This window comes from uncultured Fretibacterium sp. (genome assembly GCF_938030725.1).
GTDB lineage: Bacteria > Synergistota > Synergistia > Synergistales > Aminobacteriaceae > Fretibacterium.
In genome coordinates this window covers 1-14,026 of the sequence record NZ_CALHIQ010000106.1, presented here as the reverse complement: position 1 = coordinate 14,026, position 14,026 = coordinate 1, and the positions used below count along the sequence as shown (strand labels likewise).

Here is a 14,026-nt window from a genome sequence, read left to right as displayed (position 1 = left end):
AACCGCTGTGCTGCACTCATCTGCGCCTCCCCCGCCAGTATGCGGCGAAGTCACATGCCCAGGCCCCAAGAGCACACCCGAACAGGGCGAAGGACACCCCCTCGCGACTCCATGCGTAAAACGGCGCTACAAGCGCCAACAGCACAGGCACTAACACCAACACGACCTTTTGCATTTCCTTCACGGTGGATGTGCTAAACCAGGAGGAAAAGGGGGAAGTTGCCTCCACCCTACCTTTCAGTGTTTCCGCTTCGAAGAAGCTGCTTTGTTCCCTCATCCACCGCCGCACCTCCTTTCCTAATGTAAAATCATACCATGAATATCGCGCCTTGGATCTACGATCCAAGCGCAATAAAAAAACCGTGGCTTATGCTACAGGGCAGGCTGCAAAGTGACCTCAAAAAGCCCCTGTTTGCCGCGAACCGGCGGAGTGTCCGGCACTGCCACAGGGTTCTCCAGAACCCAGGAAAATCCCTGCACAGAGGGCAGATCGTCTTCATCAAGCATCGCCGCCTCGGCATCTTTTTTGGCGTCGAACGGGCGGACCTCGACCAGCTCAACCGTCGCGACCGCGACGCCAAGAGGCCATTTTTGCCTCGCCTCATCAGGGTCAAATTCAAAATAGATATCGTCTGGAGTTTTCCCCGAACAAATCAGCAACGGCCCTCGATAGTGCGTTCTCCATGAACGCCACTCGATCGTCTTCTGCCCGCCGGCGATCAAACTCGCCCAAGGTTGTTTTACCGACAACGCTTTCATCTCGTCACGTCCTCCCCGCTTCGGATGCAAACAAATAGGTGTTCTTTTCATCATACCACATAGACTCAACACGACCAGCATCGCGGTGTCCCTGGGCGATACCTCGCGCGAGATGACGGTCTGGCACGCAGCGGACGTCGGATCCGTCAGCCAGCTCCGGAGCCGAAGCGTGCCCCCCTTGCCCTCGATGGTGAGGTTCCACACGTCACAATCGGCACAGTTGCAGCCCTGTAAAACCCACCTTTAAAAAAATTCGGCAGCCCCGCGGGGCTGCCAAGGCTTTATGCCGCCATCCTATAGCGGTTTTTATTTTAACTTTCAATAGCCAGCAGGGGAACGCTACTCCAGTTGTCCCAGCTCTGCGGCCTTAACCAAGTTCATCAACACAAAGTTGACGGGGGTTTCGATGCCATGCTTCTTGCCCCTGTCCACGATAGCGCCGTTGATCGCAAGCACCTCGGTGTGGTTTACGTTCTCAATGTCCTGCAACATGGAGCACTTGTTGCTCTGTGTGCGGACGGCCACGTCGGTGACGTGCTGATACAGGTGGTCGTAATCCAGCTTGATGCCCTCCAGCTTCGCCACCTTCATCAATTCCTCGACGGCCAGCTTCTGGATCTCGCCTGCAGGTTTCACGAGGTGCGTCTGGCCGTTCGTGATACGGCAGAGGGCACCTATCGCATTGATGCCAACGTTTACAGCCAGCTTCGTCCAGATCAGGCTGTTCACGTCGTCCACCATCTGGACCTCAAACCCTCCATCTTCCAGTATCTTTGCCAGTTTTTTGATTCGGTCACTGATGCCACCCGAATACTCACCAATGGAGATGGAGCCCGTTTCGCTACCCCTTGTGCAGCCCGGCGCGAACTGCGTGCTGCCAAAGGTGGTGGTCCCCACCACGGTACGCTCCTTGCCCACGATCTCAGCGATCGTTTCATAGTTCCCGATGCCATTCTGCAGCGTCAGGACTGTGGTGTTGTTTCCGATGATCTTCAGGCAGTCTTGGGCCGCGGTGACGTTGTCGTAGGACTTGACCGTAAACATGATCAGGTCTGGGGATGGAACGTCTTCGATGCGGTTCGTGATTTTAATCTTCAGGGTTTGTTCTTTATCCCCGCGAAGTATCTTCAGTCCGTTCTTCTGAATTGCGTCGATGATCTCCTGCCTCTTCTCCACCAGGGTGACATCCTGTCCGTGGTTAAACAGTATGGAACTGAAAAGCGTACCAACAGCCCCTGCGCCCACAACGACAATTTTCATGGTAAAAATCTCCTTTACTTTCTTAGACGCTGCACAGCAAATGCCTTTTCCAAAAAATCCCGCAGCTTAGGTTTTAAGGCGGATCAAGAAATAATACCTCTAGGCTAGAATATACTAAAAGGGGTCTAGGAAGTCAAGGGCTCTCTTTAGATTTAGGATTGATCTTTCCGGCAGAATTGCGATATTCTCCTAAGAGAAATCGTTGACATTTTCAAATCAAGTAGGTATATTAGAAATAATACGTCTCAAAATTCACAATGGGGGAGCTCTCTCCATTGTCTGAGGGTGTCCCAACGGACGTTGGCCGGGCCGTCGCCGAGGCCTTCGAGATTCCAAAGTGGCCTGGCTCACCAGGCCGTTTTAAAGGGTGATGTAGAAGATCATGATACGGTTAATAGAGCATATCGGCAATTTTGTGAACAGGTTCCTCATGTTTTTTGTCTTCGCGGTAGCCGTGGCGGCACTTTTGGCCCCGGAGGTCTTTCTACCGGCGACGCGGTTGCGCCTGATGGGCTTCCCCCTAATCAACATCCTGCTGATGGTCATCATGCTGGGGACGGGAATGTCCATCGATGCGCTGGAATTCTTCCGCATGTTGCGAAGACCGAGGATGCTCTTGGGCGGCATGGCAGTCAAGTACTTCTTCATGGCCACCGGGGCATGGATTGCTGCAAGGCTGTTCAGTCTGAACAACGAGCTTGCTTTTGGAATGGTTTTGCTGGGCTGCATGCCCACTGGGACTGCGTCCATGGTCCTCATCAATATCGCGGAGGGAAATGCGGCGCTGTCCGTCGCCCTTCTGTCCCTGACAACGCTCCTGGCGCCGGTCCTCACCCCCTCCCTGACCTACCTTTTAGGCGGCGGTTGGGTGGAGATTGACTTCCTGGATATGTTTAAAAATATTGTCATCATCGTTATAGTCCCGGTGGTCATCGGGATGCTGATTCGGAGGCGGGCGGAAACGCTGTATACCCTGATAAAGCCCACCATCAGGCTGATCTCGCTGATTGCCATCCTGATCATCGTGGGGGTGTGTGTGGCCCCCAACAAGGCCTCGATCATGGCTTTGGATTCCGTCAAGGTCATTGCCGCTCTGACGGTGAACTTCGTTATTGCCGCAGCGGGGGCCATCCTCTCGACAAAGTTCCTGAGGCTGGACCACAGGGAGGCCTCGGCGCTCGTCATCGCTTCCCTGTCGCTGAACACCAGTCTTTCGGCCGGCATCGCAGCCACCTTTCACGACGTCTACCCAATGGCTGCCCTCCCCTCGCTTATCAACGTTCCCCTAAACATCCTGCTGACCACGGCGACGATCAAATTATTCCTTCGCCCCGGTTCAGAACGTTGAAGAAGATACTCAAGGCCTTCTGTACCCGCTGCGCAGAGTCGGCGACGCTACACTTTGCAACCTCTTCTGCGAGATCGCGGATTAGGCCGTGTCATCAACGAACGGAGGCGCGCTAAAGACGACAAAGTTCAGCGCGCTGGCAACGCCGGTCAGACTGTCACTTCACAGTATGCGGGGAGCGGGAAACCGCTCCCCTTTCGTATCAGACGACGGACCTGGCTCTGGCGCAGTGCGGGCGGGGGCGCTCAGCGGCTGAGGTACGTCCACGCGAAGGCGGCATGGATGGCCGCGGCGCGCTTCAGCTGAGCCTCGTCCAGGTCGAACTTCGCCGAGTGGTGGGGCATGTGGGTCCCCGGCCGGTCCGGGGCCGCCGTCCCCAGCTGCAGGTACGTCGAAGGAACGGCCTCCGCGAAGCAGCTGAAGTCCTCGGAGCCCATGTTGAGCGGCGCCTCCACCATGGCCTCCAGCCCGAAGAGGTCCGTCCCGGCCCGGATCAGCAGGTCCGTCATGGCGGGGTCGTTGACGGTCGCCGCTGCGGAACGGTGGTAGTCCAGTTCCGCGCGGCAGCGGAAGGCCGCGGCGATGTCCGAGGACAGGCGCCTCATGCCCGACTCGACGGCGTCCTGGACGCCGCGCTCGAAGGTGCGCACGGTCCCCACCATCTTCACGCGCTCCGGGATGATGTTGAAGGCCTTGGATGAGGTTTCAAGGCAGCCAACGCTCAGCACCGCGGTGTCCCTGGGCGATACCTCGCGCGAGATGACGGTCTGGAACGCGCTGCCGATCTGGAACGCAGCGGGCGTCGGATCGATGGCCAGCTCCGGGGCCGAACCGTGGCCGCCCTTGCCCTCGATGGTGAGGTTCCAGACGTCGCAGGCGGCATAGCAGGGGCCGCGGCGGTACAGCAGCTTGCCCGCAGGGAAGATGGAGGCCACGTGCAGGCCGAAGGCGGCGTCCACGCCGTGAAGGGCCCCTTCCTCGACCATGGCCCTGGCTCCGGACCGGTCGCCCGCCTCCTCCGCCGGTTGAAAGAGCAGGCGCACCGTGCCCCGCAGCTCGCTCCGAATCCGCATCAGGATCTTCGCCGCCCCCAGGAGGGCCGCCGTATGAGCATCGTGCCCGCAGGCGTGCATGACGCCCTCGTTTCGGGAGCGGTACTCCACGTCGTTCTCCTCCGTCACCGGCAGCGCGTCCATGTCGGCGCGCAGGGCGACGCACTTGCCCGGCGCCCCTCCCTGGATGTCCGCGATGAGGCCGCTCGACGTGCCACCGTAGCCCCGATGCACCGTTTCGATGCCCAGCTTCAGAAGCTCCTCCTGAACGCGGTCCGTGGTCCGCTCCTCCTGCCACGACAGCTCAGGATGGCTGTGAAAATGCCGCCGCAAGGCGATAATCTCCGGCTCAAACTCCCCGGAAAGCTCTCCGATCCTCTCGATGACGTCGTTCATAACCGAAACTTCCTTTCATTTCTTTATACAAAGCGAGCGCAGGCACGCCTCCGGTCGCTCACCTGGGCTGCTGCGCCCCCTCGCCCGCCACCCAGCCCGTGCTCCAGCAGATCTGGAGGTTGAAGCCGCCCGACGGCCCGTTGAGGTCCAGCACCTCGCCGGCGAAGTAGAGGTTCTCGCACCGTTTGGAACGCATCGTGGCGGGGTCCACCTCCTTCAGGCTGACGCCCCCTCGTGTGACCACCGCGTTGTTGAAGCTCCACAGCCCGTTGACCGTCAGGCGGATGTCCTTCAGCAGGTCCGCCGTCGCCTCCGCTTCCTCGCTTGAAACGTAGGCCGCGGGTTTGTCCTCCGGCACGTCCGACAGCGCGAGGATCATCGGAATGAGGGGGCCGGGCACCAGCCCCTTCAGGGCGCCGGCGAAGCGGCGGGTGCTGAACTTCTCCAGGTCGCGGCGCACCCGTTCCGTCAGCTTCTCGCGCGTCAGGGCCGGCTTCAGGTCGATGGAGAGGGAGAGGGCCCCCTGGGCCATCCAGTCGGGCACGGAGGAGCTCATGTCCATGATGACGGGCCCGCTGACGCCGAAGTTCGTGAACTCCATCTCGCCGAAGCGCTCGTCAACCGGCTTTCCGTCCACCAGCGCCGTCACCCGCACGTTCCGCAGGTCGCACCCGTGGGCCAGCTTCACCCAGGTTTCATGGGTCTTGAGGGGGACCAGCGCCGGCATCGGCGTGACGACCGAGTGTCCCGCCTGCTCCGCAAAGCGGTAGCCGTCCCCCGTGGAGCCGGTGCGGGGGTAGGACTTGCCGCCCGTCGCCACGATGAAGCGATTTGCCTCCAGCTCCTCGACCTCCGTGATGAGACGCTCCACGCGCCCGTCCCGGACCTTCAGAGACCGCACGGGGGAGCTCCTCAGGATGCGCACTCCGAACTTCCTGCAGAGCATCAGGAGCGCGTTCAGGACGCGCTGACCGCCGCCCTCCGCGGGGAACACGCGGCCTCCCCGCTCCGTCACGGTCTCGACGCCGTGCTTCCGAAAGAAGGCGAGGGTTTCCGCCGGCCCAAAGCGGCTGAAGGCGGACCACAGGAAGCGCCCCTTGTCCCCGTAGCGCGCGATGAAGGCGGCCGGGTCCGGCTCCGCGTTCGTGAAGTTGCAGCGCCCCCGGCCCGCCAGCAGGAGCTTGGTCCCCAGGGAGGCGTTCTTCTCCGTCAGGAGGACGCGCTCCCCCAGCTCCGCCGCCCGCAGGGCCGCCATGAGGCCCGCCGGCCCGCCGCCGATCACGATGGCGTCGAAGCGTTCCATCAGCGTCGCCGCTTTCCGCCCTCGGCCAGTTGTTCCCTGAAGAGCGAACCCATGGTCATGTCGGGCCTCTCCGGCCTCTCGCGCCGTCCGCCGGCCCGATGCGCCCCCTCACCGCGGAGCCTGCCCTCCGGGGTCTTTTCACCCAGGTCGGACTTCCGCGCCGAAAGGGCGATGCGGCTTCGCTCCATGTCCACCTCCAGCACGGCCACGCGGACGTGCTGCCCCGGCTTTAGGTGTGCGTGGGGGTTCTCCACGAACACGTCCGCGATGCGGCTGATGTGGACCAGCCCGTCCTGATGGACGCCGACGTCCACGAAGGCGCCGAAGTCCGTCACGTTGGTCACGATGCCGTTCAGGATCATGCCTGGAGCCAGGTCCGTCATCGTGCGGACGTTGGGGTCGAAGGCGAAGGGCTCGAACTTCCGACGCGGGTCGCGCCCCGGCTTCTCCAGCTCCGACAGGATGTCCTGCAGCGTCGGGAGGCCCGCCGTCTCGGAGACGAAGTCCGGGAGGCGGATGCGGGCGCGCAGCGCGGGGTCGGAGAGGAGGTCGGCCACCGTGCAGGAGAGGGCCGCGGCCATGCGGGCCACGGTAGCATAGTTCTCCGGGTGGACGGCGCTGGCGTCCAGAGGGTTCGCGCCCCCCATGATCCGGAGGAAGCCGGCGGACTGCTCGAAGGCCTTGGGGCCGAAGCGCGGCACCTTCTTGAGGGCCTCGCGGTCGCCGAAGGGGCCGTTGGCCTCGCGGTACTTCACGATCTGGGAGGCCGTCTGGCGGTTGAGGCCCGAAACGTAGGATAAAAGCTCCGGGCTTGCCGTGTTGACGTTTACACCCACGGCGTTCACGCAGTGGGTCACGACGTCGTCCAGCGCCTGCTTCAGCTCCTTCTGGTCCACGTCGTGCTGATACTGGCCCACGCCGATGGACTTGGGGTCGATCTTGACGAGCTCCGCCATGGGGTCCATGAGGCGGCGGCCGATGGAGACGGCCCCGCGGACGGTGACGTCCTGGTCCGGGAACTCGCGCCGGGCCACCTCGGAGGCGGAGTAGATGGAGGCTCCACTCTCGTTGACGGAAACGACGGCCACGTCGGGCAGGTCCAGGCCCCGCACGAAGACCTCCGTCTCGCGCCCCGCCGTGCCGTTGCCGACGGCCACGGCCTCGAGGTGGTACTTCCGCACCAGCTCCCGCAGGACTCTGCCGGCGTCCTCCCGCTCGCGCTCCGACCGCTGGAGGAAGACGACGGTGTGGTAGAGCAGAGCCCCCTGCGCATCCAGGCACACGACCTTGCAGCCGGTGCGCACGCCGGGGTCGATGGCCAGCGTAGCCCTCTGCCCCATGGGTGCGGACATCAGCACCTCCCGCACGTTCTCCGCGAAGACGCGGATCGCGTCGGCATCGGCCCGCTTCTTCATCGCCCCGCGCAGCTCCGTCTCGATGGACTTCCGCAAGAGCCGCTTGTACCCGTCCTCCACGGCGGCGGCTACCATGCGTGACGCCGCGCCCGCGCCCCGCACGAAGCGGCGCTTCAGCAGGGAGATCGCCTCCTCCTCCGGAGGCGCGGCGCTCGTGGTGAGGAACCCCTCCCGCTCGCCCCGCAGGATGGCCAGCACGCGGTGCGACGGCATGGAGGCGGCGCTCTCCTCGAGCTCGAAGTAGTCCCGGTACTTCGCGCCCTCCTCCTCCTTGCCCTTGGCGCAGGCGCTGGTCAGCACGGCCTTACGGGCGAAGAGCCGCCGCGTCTCCTGGCGGGAGTCCGGGTCCTCGCTGACGCGCTCGGCCAGGATGTCCATGGCGCCGGCCAGGGCTTCCTCGACGCTGGCGACGCCTCGATCCCCGCTCACGAAGGCCTGAGCGGCGGCGGCGGGGTCCATGGCGTCGTCCTGCGCCATCAGGAGGTCCGCCAGAGGGGTCAGCCCCTTCTCGGCGGCGATGGAGGCGCGGGTGCGGCGCTTGGGGCGCCAGGGCAGGTAGACGTCCTCCAGGGCAGTCATCGTCGGGGCGGCCGCGACGGCGGCCCGCAGCTCCTCCGTCAGAAGGTTGCGCTCGGCCAGCGAGTCCAGGATGGCGGCACGGCGCTTTTCCAGCTCCGCCATCCGCGCGGCGCGGTCCCGGATCGCGGTGATGACGGTTTCGTCGAGCGATCCCGTCGCCTCCTTGCGGTAGCGCGCGATGAAGGGGACGGTGCAGCCGTCGTCGAAGAGGGTCAGCACAGCCTTGACCTGAGCTCGGCTGAGCTTCAGCTCCTTTGCGATGGCGTCTGGAATGTCGAGGGCAGGGTGAGGGGGGTGAGCCTCTGGGTTGGGGGTAGAGCGTACCGTCGTCGTTTCCACTCAGAATCATCTCCTCCCTGGCGGAGCTACGGGCCAACCGCGTCCCAAGCCGCCTGAATGGAATTGATCGGAACGAAACGATTATACCAAAAGCCAAAGGGGGAGAAACGAGGGGCTCCGCCTCCGGCCCCTTGAAAATTGACGCGGATGCGGCACGGGTATAGAATATATTGATAAATATTTGCGTCAACATTGGATGCTGCGGCGATTTCCCGTCTGCGGGCTCTCAGGGAGCCTGAGCCGATGGCCCTTGACGAATGATGACACCGAGGTGGTCGCGTTGAAGCGTATTCTCAAGTTGTTCCTGTTTTCCCTGTGCCTGACCGGCGTCCTGGCCAGCGAGGCCGCCGCGCTGGTGCAGATGAGCTTTCCGGATTACCTGAAGGAGATCCTGCTGAACAACCACGCCCTGCGGTCCGGCGTCAAGGCCGTCGAGGCGAACTACTACGCCGTGCTGGCGGCCATGGGCGCGCAGCGCCCCAGCCTGGGCCTCAACGCGAAGGGGGCCTGGCTCTCCGAGATGAACGGCGAGGACAACTACACCATGGGCAGTGCGGGCCTCGCCCTGACGCACCGCATCGACCTGTCGGGGAAGTACTCGCTGGACGAACGCCAGAACGTCCTGGGCTACGAGATCGCACGGGCGCAGTTCGACGCGAACGTGAACGCCCTCGTGGCCACGGCGGAGCAGACATGGTGGTCGGCGGTCCTGGCCCGCGAGAACGTGCGGCTTCAGCGGGAGATCCTGCGCCAGCGGGCGGAGAACCATCGTGTGACGCTGGAGAAGTACCGTCAGCAGTTGGTCCCGAAGCTGGACGTGGTGCGCAGTGACGCTCAGGTGGTGGAGGCGGAGACGCTGGTGAAGCGCGCGGAGACGAGCTACAACAACCTGCTGGCCAACCTCTCCTACCTGGCCGGAGGGCTGGACGTGGAGCCGCGGAACGAGCCCCTGCACGTCCCGGCCTTCGACATGACGCTGAGCTACGACGAGGCGCTGAAGAACCGTCCGGACATGCGGGCGGCGCAGCTGACGCTGGATCGGGCGAAGGTGGTGAAGAAGCTGACGGCCCGCGGGCTCTCTCCGACGTTGGACGTCAGCCTCCAGTGGACGGCCTGGGCCGACCCCGACATATCCGCCACGCCCCAGAGCCACGAGGCACAGGCGGGGCTCTCCCTGAACGTCCCGATCTTCGACGGGCACCAGACGAAGTACGGCGTCCTGAACGCGGACCGCATGGTGCAGTCCGCGGAGGCGGCCCTGGACTCCCTGAAGGAGGAAACCCGGCAGGACATCGCCGTGGCGATGAACAACTGGAAGAACGCCGAGGCGCTCGAGGCGGACAAGAAGCGCCAGATGGCCCGATCCGAGGAGGAGCTGCGCATCACGGAGCTGATGTACGCGGAGGGCATGGGCGCCCAGATCGACCTCATCAACGCCCAGACGGCCTACCGTACCGTGCGGACGGAGTACCTGGACGCCGTGAAGAGCATGTACGTGGCGCTGGTCGCCATGCGCAGGGCCATCGGGGACTACGCCCCCAACGAGGACGGAGCCTGGAAGGAGGCCGTCGCCCGCTACGGCAAGGGCACTGAAGTGGCGGGCGAGGTCGGGCTGGTGGGCCTGCGCGGGGAGCGCCGTCAGAACGGGGAAGCGTCTGAGAAGTCTCCAGCGGAAGCGAAGTCCCAAAAGAAAACGGAGTCAAAGAAGAAACGATAGGCGAGAACGACCTCAACCTTTGCGGGGCCTGTGTCCAAGGGAAAAATCTAAGGGAAAAGGACGGTTCCTTTTCCCTTTTTTTTCGGATTTTCAGCCTTGACTCCTGTGTTAATATCTCTACCGTAATTTTTCTATGCGGGGTTTTAGCGTCTAGGGCTTCTTTGGCGAAATGGGGCAGTAGGGGCGAGAGGATCGCCTGCGCCCTTTAAGAGAGGATGCGTTTACATTCAGGTAAAGAAGCTGTGATGTGCTGTCTGGCGTCTGTTGGTCTGCGGGCTTGAGCGTTTGTGGAAACGGCGTTCTCTTTCTCGTCCGTCATCCAGTCAGGCAGGACCCCAAAATCTTTCCAGGGGGGACGCCCAGTGAATTTTAGGAATGCTGCGCGCGGTCGCAGCGCAATTTTGTGTCTGTTGGCGACGGGGTTCTTCGCCCTTCCGTGGGCAGCGGAAGCGAGCGACGAGGAGGTCGAGCGCCTGTTCGGACACTCGGAGCCGCTGATTACGGCCAACATCCTTCCCAAGGAACCCGTGACCGTCACGGCAACCCGCAACAAGGGAAAGGCCCCAAAGAAGGCCGTTGCAGGCCAGCGGGACCGTGAGGCGGAGTTGAAGAGCATCAAGGCCCTTCTCTTTCGCTACAACAAGAAGCTGTCGCCGCAGAAGGCGCGGCTTTACGCGGAGTTCATCGTCGAGGCGGGGCAGCAGTTCCAGCAGGACCCCTTCGTCATCGCGGCCATGATCGTCAACGAGTCCAGCGCGCGGCACGACGCCCTTTCCCGCGGCGGGGACTACGGCCTGATGCAGGTGCGGTGGCGCGTCCACAAGCGCACCATCACGAAGAAGTACCCCCACATCACGCAGGCGAAGGACATGTTCGACCCGAAGTACAACGTCCTGGTGGGCACGGAGATCTTCTCCCGCTGCTGTGCGGCCTCTGCGGACCTGCAGGGCGGACTTCTGCGCTACAGCGCCGGCAACCGGCGGCTGGCACTCAAGATCGTTGCGGAGGTCAAAAAGCTGGAGGACGCCTATCAGCGACACCTGAAAAACAGCTGACGGCATAAAAAAAACGGAGGGCCCCAGGGGGCCCTCCTGACGTTCTCGGAGCAACGCTCCAAACTTTTTTGTTACTGTCCCAGCGCCTTGTTCAGCAGGTCGACGGCGATCTTGGCGGTCTCCATGGTCCCCTCCCGCCAGCGGCGCATCCAGAAGGAGTAGAGCCAGCCCTCTGCGGACGCATCCCACTCGGAAAGGTACATCGTATCGTCCTTCAGCTCGATCTCCATGGCCGCCGTGTAGTAGGGCTTGTCCCCGATCTCCGGGAAGCCCGCGATGTGGAAGATCTTTCCTCTCTGAATGGAAGGATACTCCCCCTCGCCCATTATTTTGCTGAACTTCTTCTGCCATCCCTCCGTGCCCACGATGGCCTCGTAGTAGCGGGGCAGCTCCTTGAGGGTCGCCTCGAGTTGGAGCGGCTTGACGACCTGCTCCACGGCGCCCTGGACGAGCCTGTCCAGCGTTGGGACTCCCCCCTGGCACAGAAAGGCGACGATGGGACCGGCCTCTACGTGCAGGGCGTAAGTTCCCTCTCCCCCTTCCGCATCGCTGGCGGCCCTGAGCAGACGGGCGATGCGGAGCCTGCCGCGGAGCAGCGCCATAAAGTGGTCGTCCTTCAGTATCTCCTCGGCCGACTCCGATCCGATCTTCAGGTTGTCCCCGTTCAGGTTCAGGGCCTTGGCCGCATCGACGTAGCTTTTAACGTCCTCGGCCGTCAGGCACTCCGCAGGGACCGCCTGCGTCAGGAGAAATATCGCCGCGGCAAGAAGCGGCAGGGACAGGGAGAACATCGTCTTTCTCATTCGTTAAACGCCTTCCTTAAATATTATGATGGTGAAGCAATGCACTTCATTATATATTTCATCGCCCAGGCAGGGCAAGGGTGGTTTTTTTCGCCCCTTCGCTGCGTGGGGCTTTTCGAAGCGCAGGACTCGAGCGACGCGTCAGGGCGGCGTAAAAAACTCCCCGATCGTGTCGGCAGGAGGTCAGCGAACGTGAAAGCGTTGGGTGGTGGCGTTTCCTTCGTCGAGCGTCGTCCGAAAAAGTGGCGGAGGCGTGTGGGGATCGAACCCACCAGAGACGGCGAGAACCGCCCCTCACCGGGTTTGAAGCCCGGGCCCGTCACCAGACGAATCTCACCTCCGAAACTGATTCATTATACTTGCTGGCAACGGAAAAGTCCACATCCTCGAAAAAAGATATATTCCGCCCTTAGGAAGCCCCGTCAGTCCTCAATTTCTACCCTTTTAAGGTATACTGAAAACAGAAGGTATTCAACAGCTTTTTTCATGGCGGCGGATGTCGTGGCGTTCCCGCGCTGCGGAGCCCCGGCGGATTCTGCCGTCCAAGACGAAAGGGGAACGGAAGAGATGGACAAGGACGCGGATCGATACCTGCGCGACGTGGACCCGGAGATCGCGGACATCATCGTGGAGGAGTATCGCCGGCAGAACGATCAGATCGAGCTCATCGCATCGGAGAACTTCACCTCCCGCGCGGTGATGGCGGCCATGGGCTCCGTGCTCACGAACAAGTACGCCGAGGGCTACCCGGCGCACCGGTATTACGGCGGCTGCGAGGTCGTGGACAAGGCGGAGGACCTGGCGCGCGATCGCGCGAAGAAGCTCTTCGGGGGCGATCACGTCAACGTTCAGCCCCACGCCGGAAGCCAGGCCAACATGGCCGCCTACTTCGCCTGCCTCGAGCCGGGGGACACGATCCTGGCCATGAACCTGACGGACGGCGGGCACCTCACCCACGGCTCCCCCGTCAACTTCTCCGGCAAGCTCTACAACGTCATTCCTTACGGCGTTCGAAAGGACACGGAGACCATCGATTTCGACCAGGTCCGGGAGCTCGCGAAGAAGCACCACCCCAAGCTGATCGTCTGCGGGGCCAGCGCCTACCCGCGCGTCATCGACGCCTCGAAGTTCCGGGAGATCGCGGACGAAACGGGGGCCCTCGTGATGTTCGACATCGCCCACATCGCGGGGCTGGTGGCGGCGGGCGCCCATCCCAACCCGGTGCCCTACTGCGACTTCGTCACGACGACGACGCACAAGACGCTGCGGGGGCCCCGCGGCGGCATGATCCTGTGCCGGGAGTGCTTCGCCAAGAAGGTGGACTCCGCCATCTTCCCTGGGATGCAGGGCGGCCCTCTGATGCACATCATCGCAGCGAAGGCGGTGGCCTTTGCCGAAGCGCTGAAGCCGGAGTTCAAGGACTATCAGCATCAGGTCGTGGCGAACTGCAAGCGCCTGGCGGAGAAGGTCATGGAGCGCGGGTTCCGCCTCGTGTCCGGCGGAACGGACAACCACCTGATCCTGGTAGACCTGACGAGCAAGGGCGTGACGGGCAAGGACGTCCAGATCGCGCTGGACCGCGCCGGCATCACGGTGAACAAGAACACGATCCCCTTTGAAACGCTGAGCCCCTTCGTGACGAGCGGCGTCCGCATCGGAACGGCTGCGGCGACGACCCGCGGCTTCGGAGCGGAGGAGATGGACCGGATCGCAGACTGGATCGACCGCGTCGTGACCCACATCGCAGACGAGGCGGAGATCAAGAAGGTCCGTGCGGAGATCTCGGAGCTCTGTGCGTCGAAGCCCCTCTACCCGGGGCTGTACTGAGCGCATTCATACCAAATCGCGTCTAATGTGGATTGCCTCTCCTGAAAGGGGAGGTGGTCCGAAGGACCGGAGGGGTTGTTTCTGAAGTCAAACGTTCAGTTTCCGGCCCCGGTCCTCAGCGCCTCGACCTCGTCAAGGGACAGCCCAGTGAAGTCGGCGACCTGCTCAGGCGA

At 62.7% G+C, this 14,026-nt stretch carries 10 protein-coding genes and 1 tRNA gene; 4 read left to right on the top strand and 7 right to left on the bottom strand.

The window, feature by feature from the left end:
• Positions 1–372: 372 nt before the first annotated feature.
• Positions 373–963 carry an ASCH domain-containing protein gene (locus tag Q0629_RS06455; protein WP_298780400.1) on the bottom strand — a complete coding sequence of 197 codons (591 nt, stop codon included), beginning with the start codon at positions 961–963 and terminating at the stop codon, positions 373–375.
• A gap of 135 nt (positions 964–1,098) precedes the next feature.
• Positions 1,099–2,019 carry a 2-dehydropantoate 2-reductase gene (locus Q0629_RS06450; RefSeq protein ID WP_298780397.1) on the bottom strand — a complete coding sequence of 307 codons (921 nt, stop codon included), beginning with the start codon at positions 2,017–2,019 and terminating at the stop codon, positions 1,099–1,101.
• Between the two features lie 415 nt (positions 2,020–2,434).
• Here Q0629_RS06450 and Q0629_RS06445 point away from each other — a divergent pair, with 415 nt between their 5' ends.
• Positions 2,435–3,367: a bile acid:sodium symporter gene (locus tag Q0629_RS06445; protein ID WP_298780394.1), complete on the top strand. Its 933-nt coding sequence runs from the start codon at positions 2,435–2,437 to the stop codon at positions 3,365–3,367.
• A 245-nt stretch (positions 3,368–3,612) separates the two neighbouring features.
• Here Q0629_RS06445 and Q0629_RS06440 read toward each other — a convergent pair whose 3' ends face one another.
• Genes Q0629_RS06440 through Q0629_RS06430 form a run of 3 tightly spaced genes read right to left on the bottom strand, consistent with a single transcriptional unit; the run spans position 3,613 to position 8,451 of the window.
• A complete protein-coding gene (locus tag Q0629_RS06440; RefSeq protein ID WP_298780390.1) occupies positions 3,613–4,815 on the bottom strand; it encodes an amidohydrolase in 1,203 nt (400 codons plus the stop codon).
• Positions 4,816–4,873: 58 nt separating this feature from the next.
• Entirely contained in the window at positions 4,874–6,118 is a 1,245-nt protein-coding gene (locus tag Q0629_RS06435) for an NAD(P)/FAD-dependent oxidoreductase (RefSeq protein WP_298780389.1), read from the bottom strand.
• Positions 6,118–8,451 carry a Tex family protein gene (locus Q0629_RS06430; RefSeq protein ID WP_298780384.1) on the bottom strand — a complete coding sequence of 778 codons (2,334 nt, stop codon included), beginning with the start codon at positions 8,449–8,451 and terminating at the stop codon, positions 6,118–6,120. The genes Q0629_RS06435 and Q0629_RS06430 overlap by 1 nt, the downstream gene beginning before the upstream one ends.
• 298 nt (positions 8,452–8,749) lie before the next feature.
• On the opposite strand from Q0629_RS06430, the gene Q0629_RS06425 reads away from it, so the two are divergent.
• Together Q0629_RS06425 and Q0629_RS06420 are read left to right on the top strand one after the other, a co-directional pair.
• Entirely contained in the window at positions 8,750–10,168 is a 1,419-nt protein-coding gene (locus Q0629_RS06425; protein WP_298780382.1) for a TolC family protein, read from the top strand.
• Between the two features lie 362 nt (positions 10,169–10,530).
• Positions 10,531–11,223: a transglycosylase SLT domain-containing protein gene (locus Q0629_RS06420; RefSeq protein WP_298780379.1), complete on the top strand. Its 693-nt coding sequence runs from the start codon at positions 10,531–10,533 to the stop codon at positions 11,221–11,223.
• Positions 11,224–11,294: 71 nt separating this feature from the next.
• Here Q0629_RS06420 and Q0629_RS06415 read toward each other — a convergent pair whose 3' ends face one another.
• The gene (locus Q0629_RS06415; RefSeq protein WP_298780376.1) at positions 11,295–12,026 is read right to left on the bottom strand and encodes a hypothetical protein; all 732 of its coding nucleotides are present in this window, start codon (positions 12,024–12,026) and stop codon (positions 11,295–11,297) included.
• Between the two features lie 243 nt (positions 12,027–12,269).
• A tRNA-Sec gene (locus Q0629_RS06410) sits at positions 12,270–12,367 on the bottom strand.
• A gap of 226 nt (positions 12,368–12,593) precedes the next feature.
• On the opposite strand from Q0629_RS06410, the gene glyA reads away from it, so the two are divergent.
• Positions 12,594–13,853 (top strand): serine hydroxymethyltransferase, encoded by a 1,260-nt coding sequence (gene glyA / locus Q0629_RS06405; RefSeq protein WP_298780401.1) that lies wholly within the window; start codon positions 12,594–12,596, stop codon positions 13,851–13,853.
• The last annotated feature ends 173 nt before the right edge of the window (positions 13,854–14,026 follow it).

Excerpts from the sequence above, each read along its gene's own strand:
- Q0629_RS06450 (WP_298780397.1), bottom strand. The coding sequence starts at position 2,019 with ATGAAAATTGTCGTTGTGGGCGCAGGGGCTGTTGGTACGCTTTTCAGT.
- glyA (WP_298780401.1), top strand. The coding sequence starts at position 12,594 with ATGGACAAGGACGCGGATCGATACCTGCGCGACGTGGACCCGGAGATC.
- Q0629_RS06415 (WP_298780376.1), bottom strand. The coding sequence starts at position 12,026 with ATGAGAAAGACGATGTTCTCCCTGTCCCTGCCGCTTCTTGCCGCGGCG.
- Q0629_RS06440 (WP_298780390.1), bottom strand. The coding sequence starts at position 4,815 with ATGAACGACGTCATCGAGAGGATCGGAGAGCTTTCCGGGGAGTTTGAG.
- Q0629_RS06435 (WP_298780389.1), bottom strand. The coding sequence starts at position 6,118 with ATGGAACGCTTCGACGCCATCGTGATCGGCGGCGGGCCGGCGGGCCTC.